The 6,245-nt window shown below is 62.3% G+C and carries 6 protein-coding genes; 5 read left to right on the forward strand and 1 reads right to left on the reverse strand.

Going from position 1 to position 6,245, the window contains the following annotated elements; all coding sequences use genetic code 11:
* Window positions 1-28: 28 nt before the first annotated feature.
* The 4 genes from HX786_RS23260 to argE are packed head-to-tail and all read left to right on the forward strand — an operon-like array spanning window position 29 to window position 3,631.
* Window positions 29-1,360, forward strand: coding sequence for a flavin-containing monooxygenase (locus HX786_RS23260; RefSeq protein WP_372847311.1), 1,332 nt, complete (start codon window positions 29-31; stop codon window positions 1,358-1,360).
* Window positions 1,361-1,384: 24 nt separating this feature from the next.
* Complete coding sequence (locus HX786_RS23265; protein WP_003207327.1) at window positions 1,385-1,795, forward strand: RidA family protein; 411 nt, start codon at window positions 1,385-1,387, stop codon at window positions 1,793-1,795.
* A gap of 16 nt (window positions 1,796-1,811) precedes the next feature.
* Window positions 1,812-2,489 carry a DUF1028 domain-containing protein gene (locus HX786_RS23270; protein ID WP_177122347.1) on the forward strand — a complete coding sequence of 226 codons (678 nt, stop codon included), beginning with the start codon at window positions 1,812-1,814 and terminating at the stop codon, window positions 2,487-2,489.
* The gene (argE, locus tag HX786_RS23275) at window positions 2,486-3,631 is read left to right on the forward strand and encodes an acetylornithine deacetylase (RefSeq protein ID WP_102606138.1); all 1,146 of its coding nucleotides are present in this window, start codon (window positions 2,486-2,488) and stop codon (window positions 3,629-3,631) included. Before HX786_RS23270 ends, argE begins: the two co-directional genes overlap by 4 nt.
* Window positions 3,632-3,749: 118 nt before the next feature.
* Here argE and HX786_RS23280 read toward each other — a convergent pair whose 3' ends face one another.
* Window positions 3,750-4,661, reverse strand: coding sequence for a LysR substrate-binding domain-containing protein (locus tag HX786_RS23280; RefSeq protein WP_003210159.1), 912 nt, complete (start codon window positions 4,659-4,661; stop codon window positions 3,750-3,752).
* Between the two features lie 251 nt (window positions 4,662-4,912).
* On the opposite strand from HX786_RS23280, the gene HX786_RS23285 reads away from it, so the two are divergent.
* Window positions 4,913-6,245 (forward strand): cytosine permease (locus HX786_RS23285; RefSeq protein WP_178912649.1); only part of this gene is annotated, 1,333 nt, incomplete at its 3' end.

A 6,245-nucleotide genomic window follows, 5' to 3' on the forward strand; every position in this document is an offset into this window, starting at 1 on the left:
AAACCGCTCTCCCCCTAGCCTTGAAGCCATGCCCAAGCTGAATCCAACTGCATTACGCAAGGACAGACACATGACTCAAGCAATAACAAAAACAGACACGCTGGTGGTGGGAGCCGGTCAGGCTGGCGTCGCCATGAGCGAGCACCTGAGCAAGCAAGGCGTGCCGCACCTGGTGCTGGAGCGCAGCCGTATCGCCGAGCGCTGGCGCACCGGCCGCTGGGACTCGCTGGTCGCCAACGGCCCGGCCTGGCATGACCGTTTTCCGGGCCTGGCCTTCGATAACGTCGCCCCCGATGGCTTTGCGCCGAAAGAGCGTGTGGCGGACTACTTCGAAGCCTATGCACGCAAGTTCAATGCACCGATTCGTACCGGCGTCGACGTGACCTCGGTGGTGCGCAATATCGGTCGCCCCGGCTTCACCATCCACACCAGCGAAGGCGTGATCGAAGCCAACCGCGTGGTGGCGGCCACCGGGCCGTTCCAGAAGCCGGTGATTCCGGCGATTGCCCCTCAAGACAGCGTGCTGCACCAGATCCACTCCGCCGACTACCGCAACCCCGCGCAACTGCCGGCCGGCGCGGTGCTGGTGGTGGGGGCGGGTTCCTCCGGGGTGCAGATCGCCGACGAACTGCAACGCTCCGGGCGCCAGGTGTACCTGTCGGTGGGTGCTCACGACCGCCCACCGCGTGCCTATCGCAACCGCGATTTCTGCTGGTGGCTGGGCGTGTTGGGTGAGTGGGACCAGGCCGCGATGAAACCCGGCCGCGAGCACGTGACCATTGCGGTGAGCGGCGCCCACGGTGGCAAGACCATCGACTTCCGCGAGCTGGCCCAACAAGGCATGACCCTGGTCGGCCTGACCCAATCCTTCAACGGCAGCGTTGCGAGCTTCCAGCCCAACCTGGTGGAAAACCTGGCCCGCGGCGATGAGAACTACCTGGCCCTGCTGGATGCGGCGGATGCCTATATCGAGCGTAACGGCCTCGACCTGCCGCCAGAGCCCGAAGCGCGTCGTGTGTTTCCCGATGCCGAGTGCATCAAGCACCCGATCCTGGAACTGGACCTGGCCAAGGCCGGTATCACTTCAATCATCTGGGCCACCGGGTTTGCCGTGGATTACAGCTGGCTGAAGGTCGATGCATTTGACGCCGCCGGCAAGCCGCAGCACCAGCGCGGCGTGGCCAGCGAGTCGGGCATCTACTTCCTCGGTTTGCCATGGCAGTCGCGCCGGGGCTCGTCGTTTATCTGGGGGGTGTGGCATGACGCCAAGTACGTGGCCGACCATATCGCCATCCAGCGCCAATACCTTGAGTACCGCGAACCGGCACCGGTTGTTCACACCTCACCTGTCAGCGCCTGATCACTTTTTTCTGGAGTTTTTTTGATGCCTACTCACACTCGCATCCGCATGTTCAACACCAAGGAAACCTACCCTAACCAGAGCCTGGACAATGACCTGTGCCAGGCCGTACGCGCCGGCAACACGGTGTATGTACGGGGCCAGGTGGGCACCGATTTCGACGGCAACCTGATCGGCCTTGGCGACCCGCGCGCGCAAGCCGAACAGGCAATGAAAAACGTCAAGCAACTGCTGGAAGAGGCCGGCAGCGACCTGAGCCACATCGTCAAGACCACCACCTACCTGATCGACCCGCGCTACCGCGAGCCGGTGTACCAGGAAGTCGGCAAGTGGCTCAAGGGCGTGTTCCCGATCTCCACCGGGTTGGTGGTTTCGGCCCTGGGCCAGCCACAGTGGCTGATGGAAATCGACGTGATTGCAGTCATCCCCGAGTAACCCAAGGAGGCACGACATGACCTTTTCAATCGTCGCCCGCTGCGCGGAAACCGGCCAGATGGGCATTGCCATCAGCTCATCGAGCATCGCCGTAGGCGCCCGCTGCCCATGGCTGCGGCCCGGCGTGGGTGCGGTCTCGACCCAGAACATCACCCTGCCCGCCCTGGGCCCGGACGTACTCGATCTATTGGAGCAAGGCCTTGCCCCTGCCGATGCCGTAGACAAGGCCCTGACCCGCAACGGCTACAGCCAATACCGGCAACTGACGGCGATTGATCACCTCGGGCGCACGGTGCATTTCAGCGGCAACGAAACCCTTGGCACCCACAATGCGGTGTCTGGCGAACAGTGCGTGGCCGCCGGCAATATGCTCGCCAACCGCGCGGTGATCGAGGCGATGGTCAAGGCCTTCGAGCAAGGCGAAGGCCAACTGGCAGACCGCCTGCTGGCCGCGATGCATGCGGCCATTGCCGCCGGGGGCGAAGCCGGGCCGGTGCATTCCGCCGCGCTGGTGGTGGTGGGCGAGCTGACCTGGCCGATCATCAACCTGCGGGTGGATTGGGCCGATGAGCAGCCGATCGCCGAGCTGCAAAAGCTCTGGGACGCCTACCGTCCACAGGTGCAGGACTACATCGACCGCGCCCTCGCCCCGGACCGCTCCCCTGGCTACGGCGTGGCCGGAGACGACCGATGAGCACCAGCCGCGAACTGCTGCAGGCGCTGGTGGGGTTTGATACCACCAGCCGCGAATCCAACCTGAAGCTGATCGAGTTCGTGCGCGATTACCTGGCAGGGTTCGGCGTGCCTTGCGAGTTGATCTACAACGATGAGCGCAGCAAGGCCAATCTGTTCGCCACCCTCGGCCCGGCGAATGTGCCCGGGATTGTGCTGTCGGGGCACACCGATGTGGTGCCGGTAGATGGCCAGCCGTGGACGTTGCCGCCGTTTGAGTTGACCGAACGCGACGGCAAGCTGTTTGGCCGGGGCACGGCGGACATGAAGGGCTACATCGCCTGTGTACTGGCGCTGGTGCCGGCCTTGGCAAGCGCAGACTTGCGCATGCCGGTGCACATCGCCCTGTCCTACGACGAGGAAGTCGGCTGCCTTGGGGTGCGTTCGTTGCTCAAGGTGCTGGAACAATGGCCGGTGAAACCGCTGCTGTGCATTATCGGCGAGCCCACCGAGTTGAAGCCGGTGCTGGGCCATAAAGGCAAGCTCGCCATGCGCTGTGAAGTGCATGGTGAGGCCTGCCATTCGGCGTATGCGCCCCAGGGCGTGAATGCGATCGAGTATGCGGCCGAGTTGATTGGTGAGCTGGGGCGAATCGGCCAGCGGCTCAAGGTGCATCAGGACGAGCGCTTTGACCCGCCGTTCAGCACCGTGCAAACCGGGGTAATCTCCGGGGGCAAGGCGTTGAATATCGTACCTGCCGATTGCCGTTTTGACTTTGAAGTGCGCGCCCTGCCCTCGATGGACCCGGGTGAAGTGGCCGAGGAGCTGCAAGCCTATGCGATGCAGCAGGTGTTGCCGCGGATGCAGGCGGTGAGCCGGCAGAGTGCGATTCGCTTCAGTGAGTTGTCGGCGTACCCGGGGCTGGCCACCGACCAGCGCAGCCAGGCGGCGGAGCTGATTGCGGCGTTTTGCGGCTCGCGGGAATTTGGCACCGTGGCGTTCGGGACCGAGGGTGGGTTGTTTGATGCGGCGGGCATTCCGACGGTGGTGTGCGGGCCTGGGAGCATGGACCAGGGGCATAAGCCGGATGAGTTTGTGAGTGTTGCGCAACTGAAGGCTTGCGATGCCATGTTGTTGCGCATGCTCGACTCGATTCGCGCCTGAAACGCGGGCCAAATGTGGGAGCGGGCTTGCTCGCGAATGCGGTGTGACAGTCACCCGATGTATTGACTGATCCACCGCTTTCGCGAGCAAGCCCGCTCCCACATTTTTAGTTCTGTGTCTAACCTAACAACCGCGCCAGCTCTTCCCGGCAATACTCCACAAACAACTGCACCGGCTTGGTCAACGGCGCCCGCCGCAACCACACCGCCGACAACCCCGACCCCGTCACCGTCTCCGCCAACGGCACGCACACCAGCTTCTGCCCGTCATAGGAATACGGCGAAAACGGCTTGGTCACCAGGATCGAAAACCCGAACCCGCGCCCCACCATCCCCCGCACCATCTCGATCGACGGCGAACTGAAGACAATATTCGGCGTCAGCCCACGCTCTTCAAAGATGCTCACGAAGTACGTCCGGCTCGGCAGCACATCCAGCAAAATCATCGGTTCCAGCACCAAGTCCGCCAACGACACCTTGGCCTGTTGCGCAAACCGGTGATCCGCCGGCAGCAACGCATAGGGTTGCTGCGGCGGCATCAGCGGCGTGGTCTCGATGGCGCTGCCCAAGTCATGCTCAAACAGCATCGCCACATCGATACTGCCGGCCGTCAGCGCCTGCACCAGTTCCTGCTGTTCGCCATCGCGCAGACGGATCTCCACCCCCGGCCAACGCTCCCGGAAACCGGCAATCAAGCGCGGCAAATACAGCGGTGCCACGGTTTCGAAGCAACCGATATCGATCTGCCCCGCCACCACGTCATTGTCTGCCAGGGCGTTCTGCTCAAACTCATGGGCCACCCGCAGCAGCTCCAGGGCCTTGCGATAGAACCGCGCACCGCTCGGCGTCAGTGACACCCCTTGGGCGTGATGGCGGATAAACAGCTGCACACCGAAGCTGTCTTCCAGTTGCTTGATGGCCGTCGACACCGACGGTTGCGCGATATAGAGCTTGCGCGAGGCCTCTGCCACGCTGCCGCACTCGGCCGTGGTTACAAAATATCTGAGCTGGCGCAGGTTATAGGCAGCCATCGGGACCTCCATAAACGTGGGATTTCGCCCCAAACAAGTGCGTGAAAATCGGCTTTTTCACACTGATTCAAGTGCATGCAACATACCGGAGCAAAAAACCCCGCGAGATATTATTTTTAAGGTCTATAGCAACAAACTTACTAATTTACCTCCCTGTGACCATTGCACATGATCACTCCAACAACAAAAGCGACGCACACGCGCCGCCCAGCGAAGTACGTCAACGTACTCACCTTGCCTTGGAGCTCGTCATGGTTACCACTGCAACATCCTCCGCCCCGCTTATCGAAAAACACACGATTGGATACGTGCCCCCGGAAGATCGCCACGGAAAGGTAAGAGACCTGTTCACCCTGTGGTTCGGCGGCAACATTGCGCCGTTGCCCATCGTCACCGGCGCGCTGGCCGTGCAACTGTTCGGCCTTAACCTGGTGTGGGGCATCATCGCCATCCTCGTCGGCCATCTCGTCGGCGGCGTGCTGATGGCGCTGCACTCGGCCCAGGGCCCGCAGATGGGCATCCCGCAAATGATCCAGAGCCGCGCCCAGTTCGGCTCCCTTGGCGCACTGCTGGTGGTGGTGATCGCCGGCGTGATGTACATCGGCTTCTTCGCCTCCAACATCGTACTGGCGGGCAAATCCCTGCACGGCGTCGTCGACGCGATCCCGGTACCGGTAGGCATCGTCATCGGCGCCATCGGCTCCGGGATCATCGGCATCATCGGCTACCGCTTCATCCACGTCCTCAACCGCATCGGTACCTGGGTGCTGGGCGCGGGCATCGTGCTGGGGTTCGGCTACATCTTCACCCATGTGCAGACGGCCGACTTCCTGACACGCGGTAACTTCAACATTTCCGGCTGGCTGGCCACCGTGTCATTGGCGGCGCTGTGGCAGATCGCGTTTGCGCCGTATGTGTCTGACTACTCCCGCTACCTGCCGGCGGATGTGCCGGTGGCGTCGACCTTCTGGACCACCTATCTGGGCACCGTGCTCGGTTCCAGCCTGTCGTTCATCTTTGGTGCGGTTGCGGTACTGGCTACGCCGGTGGGCATGGACACCATGGACGCGGTCAAACTGGCGACCGGCTCCATTGGACCGCTGATGCTGTTGCTGTTCCTGCTCAGCGTGATCAGCCACAACGCACTTAACCTGTACGGCGCCGTGCTGTCATTGATCACCCTGGTACAGACCTTTGCCTACCGCTGGATCCCGACCGCCAAGGCGCGTGCCGTGATCTCGGTGCTGGTGCTGGCGGCGTGCTCGATTGCGGCGGTGTTTGCGTCGAAGAATTTTATCGGGCACTTCGTGGACATGGTGCTGGTGCTGCTGGTGGTGCTGGTGCCGTGGACGGCGATCAACCTGATCGACTTCTACGCGATCCATAAGGGCAAGTACGACATCGGTTCGATCTTTCGCGTGGATGGAGGGATCTACGGGCGGTACAACCCTCAGGCGCTGGTGGCCTATGCGGTGGGGATTGTGGTGCAGATTCCGTTTATGAATACGCCGCTGTATGTCGGGCCGATTTCGGCGCATATCAACGGGGCGGATTTGTCCTGGTTGGTGGGGTTGGTGGTGACGT

This window comes from Pseudomonas sp. 21615526 (assembly GCF_013386245.1).
Taxonomy (GTDB): domain Bacteria; phylum Pseudomonadota; class Gammaproteobacteria; order Pseudomonadales; family Pseudomonadaceae; genus Aquipseudomonas.